The sequence below is a fragment of the Bradyrhizobium sp. genome, from assembly GCF_019244115.1.
GTDB lineage: Bacteria > Pseudomonadota > Alphaproteobacteria > Rhizobiales > Xanthobacteraceae > Bradyrhizobium.
Window position 1 is genome coordinate 1 of the sequence record NZ_JAFATE010000274.1, and the last position, 2756, is coordinate 2756.

3 protein-coding genes are annotated in these 2756 nt (G+C 65.5%); 1 reads left to right on the forward strand and 2 read right to left on the reverse strand.

Annotation, left to right across the window (positions count from 1 at the left end; translation table 11 throughout):
• Positions 1-158: 158 nt before the first annotated feature.
• Entirely contained in the window at positions 159-434 is a 276-nt protein-coding gene (locus JOZ76_RS12310) for a hypothetical protein (protein WP_291698898.1), read from the forward strand.
• Here JOZ76_RS12310 and feoB read toward each other — a convergent pair.
• On the reverse strand, positions 401-2272 hold the full coding sequence (gene feoB, locus JOZ76_RS12315; RefSeq protein WP_291698899.1) for a ferrous iron transporter B: 1872 nt from the start codon (positions 2270-2272) through the stop codon (positions 401-403). The genes JOZ76_RS12310 and feoB overlap by 34 nt on opposite strands.
• 16 nt (positions 2273-2288) lie before the next feature.
• Positions 2289-2564: a FeoA family protein gene (locus JOZ76_RS12320; protein WP_291698900.1), complete on the reverse strand. Its 276-nt coding sequence runs from the start codon at positions 2562-2564 to the stop codon at positions 2289-2291.
• Positions 2565-2756 lie beyond the last annotated feature (192 nt).

Genomic DNA, 2756 nt, shown 5'->3' on the forward strand with positions numbered 1-2756 from the left:
ACCGTATCACCGTCGCCGATCTGCGCGAACTCGAGGGCGAGTTCGGTGCCCTCAACGTCGAGACCTCAAGGAGCGTCCTGGAGTTCTATCAATCGCGCAAGCCCGGTGGCTCGGCCGATGCCGGTCCTCCCCGTCAGCTCGAGATGCATTGAGGCTGGATGGATACGTTCCGCGCGGTGCTGCGCAAACCTCCGGCAGCGGACACGGGCGGCCCGGCGGGTCGCGCATCATCGGTGGACGCGGCCTGGCCGGCGCTCGAAGCCGCCAACGACCTCGGCGACGCCGCTGCACTCGCAGCCTGCCGCCGCGTGATTGACGCCAGCCTGAACGGCAAATCCGCCGCGCAGTCCGATCTCAATCTGATTCGGTATTATTTTCAGCCGACCGGCGCGCTGGGCCGTCACCCGGCGCCGAGCGCAAGCGCGATATTGTAGGTCGCAAGGCTCGCGCTATAGGCGAGCACCAGCATGTAGACGAAGGTCAGGGCCATCCATTTCCAGCTTCCGGTCTCGCGGCGAATGACGGCGAGGGTGGAGGCGCATTGCGGAGCGAAGATGTACCAGACCAGCAGCGACAGCGCCGTCGCGATGCTCCATTTGGTCGCCAGCACCTGACCGATCTGCGCGGCGGCTTCCTTGCCGCCCTCGATGGCATAGACGGTGCCGAGGGCTGCGACGGCAACCTCACGCGCCGCCATTCCCGGAATCAGCGCCACGGCGATCTGCCAGTTGAAGCCCACCGGCGCGAGCAGCGGGGCGACGGCTTTGCCGATGATGGCGGCGAGGCTGTAGTTGATCGCCGGATCCTGGGCGCCGGCCGGAGGCTGCGGGAACGAGGCCAAAAACCAGATCAGCACCATCATGGCAAAGATGGTGGTCCCGGCACGCTTCAGGAACATCTTGGCCCGGTTCAAGATGCCGATCGCGACGCTGTGCACCCGCGGCATCTTGTAGTCCGGCAGCTCCAGCATGAACGGTGCCGGCTGATAGTCGCGCCACATGAAGAACTTGACCAGGAATGAGAGGCCGAGCGCGCTGGCGATGCCCGCGGCATAGAGGCCGAACATCACGAGGCCCCGCAGGTTGATCCAGCCCCACACCTCCCTCTCGGGGATGAAGGCCGAGATGATCAGCGTATACACCGGAATCCGTGCTGAGCAGGTCATCAGCGGAGCGATCAGAATCGTGGTCAGGCGGTCGCGGCGGTTGTCGATCACCCGCGTCGCCATGATGCCGGGAATGGCGCAGGCAAAGCTCGAGAGCAGCGGGATGAAGGCGCGGCCGTGCAGTCCGGCGCCGCCCATGATGCGATCCATCAGGAACGCCGCGCGCGCCATATAGCCGAAATCCTCGAGCAGCAGGATGAACAGGAAGACGATGATGATCTGCGGCAGAAACACGATGACGGTGCCGACGCCGGAGATGACGCCGTTCTGCAGGAAGCTTTGCAGCAGGCCTGCCGGGAGGAGGTCGTGAACCAATTGCCCGAGGCCGTCGAAGGCCGAGGACAACAGCTCCATCAGCGGCTGGGTCCAGGCGAACACCGCCTGGAACATCACGAACAGGATCAGGAGCAGGATCGCGAGCCCGCCGACCGGATGCAGCACGACGGCGTCGATCCGTGCGGTCCAGGTGTCAGGCTGCGTCGGCAGGCCGACGGTCGCCGCAATGATGCGGTCGGCCTCGCGCTGAGTGGCGCGCAGTTCCGCCACGGTGAGCGGACGCCAGCGATTCTCGCCGCTCACCGGCCGTGTCCCTGACAGGATCTGATCGGTCAGATGCAACAGATCGGCCGTGCCGCCCTTGCGCACGGCAATCGAGGTCACCACCGGCACGCCAAGCGCCTCGGACAGTCTGGGTACGTCGACGGTGACGCCGCGGCGCGTGGCGATGTCGAACATGTTGAGCACGAGGGCGATCGGGCGGCCGGTGTTCTTGAGCTCGAGCAGCAGGCGGATGGTGAGGCGGAGATTGGTGGAATCCGCCACGCACAGCACGAGATCGGGCACCGCCTCGCCGCGCGTCCGGCCGAGCACGATGTCGCGCGTGATCTCCTCGTCGGGGCTGCGGCCTCTCAGCGAATAGGTGCCCGGCAGGTCGACCAACGAGACCTGGCGCCCGTGCGGCGTGACGAAGGATCCTTCCTTGCGCTCGACCGTGACGCCCGGATAGTTCGCCACCTTCTGGCGGCTGCCGGTCAACGCGTTGAACAGCGCGGTCTTGCCGCTGTTCGGCGTGCCCACAAGGGCCAGATGCATCAACCGTGCTTCCATGTGAGACCTGCTTGCTTCAGGCGACGATGACCGCCATCGCCTCCCGGCGGCGCACGGCGATGGTGACGTTGTCGACCCGAACCGCGATGGGGTCGCGCGAGACGATACCTTCGTGCAAAATCTCGACCTTGGCGCCTTCGACGAAGCCGAGTTCGATGAGGCGGCTTTCGAGTTCGGCGTCAGGCAGCGCCGAGCCGGCTCCCTTCGTCGCAAGGCGCTGGATCACACCCCTGTAGCCGCGCCGGGCGAGGCCGAGCCGCAAGGGCCGCCGTCGATTTCCATGTTCGTTCATAGCCCTAATTTTCAATCGCAAGGCTTGGGGTCAAGCGGCGCGGCCAAGAGAGCTGCTCACCTTAGAGCGATTATAAGGGACCTTGGGCTCAACAGATCGTCGCAACACTTCAGATGCGGAGGGTTGCGGTGGGCATTCGAAAGAAGCGATCAACACGGGCGCGGCTGGGGTCGCTGGGACGACCGCCTGTTG

What these genes read in the sequence shown, in the direction of transcription:
- JOZ76_RS12310 (WP_291698898.1), top strand. Translation starts at nt 159, where the DNA reads ATGGATACGTTCCGCGCGGTGCTGCGCAAACCTCCGGCAGCGGACACG.
- feoB (WP_291698899.1), bottom strand. Translation starts at nt 2,272, where the DNA reads ATGGAAGCACGGTTGATGCATCTGGCCCTTGTGGGCACGCCGAACAGC.
- JOZ76_RS12320 (WP_291698900.1), bottom strand. Translation starts at nt 2,564, where the DNA reads ATGAACGAACATGGAAATCGACGGCGGCCCTTGCGGCTCGGCCTCGCC.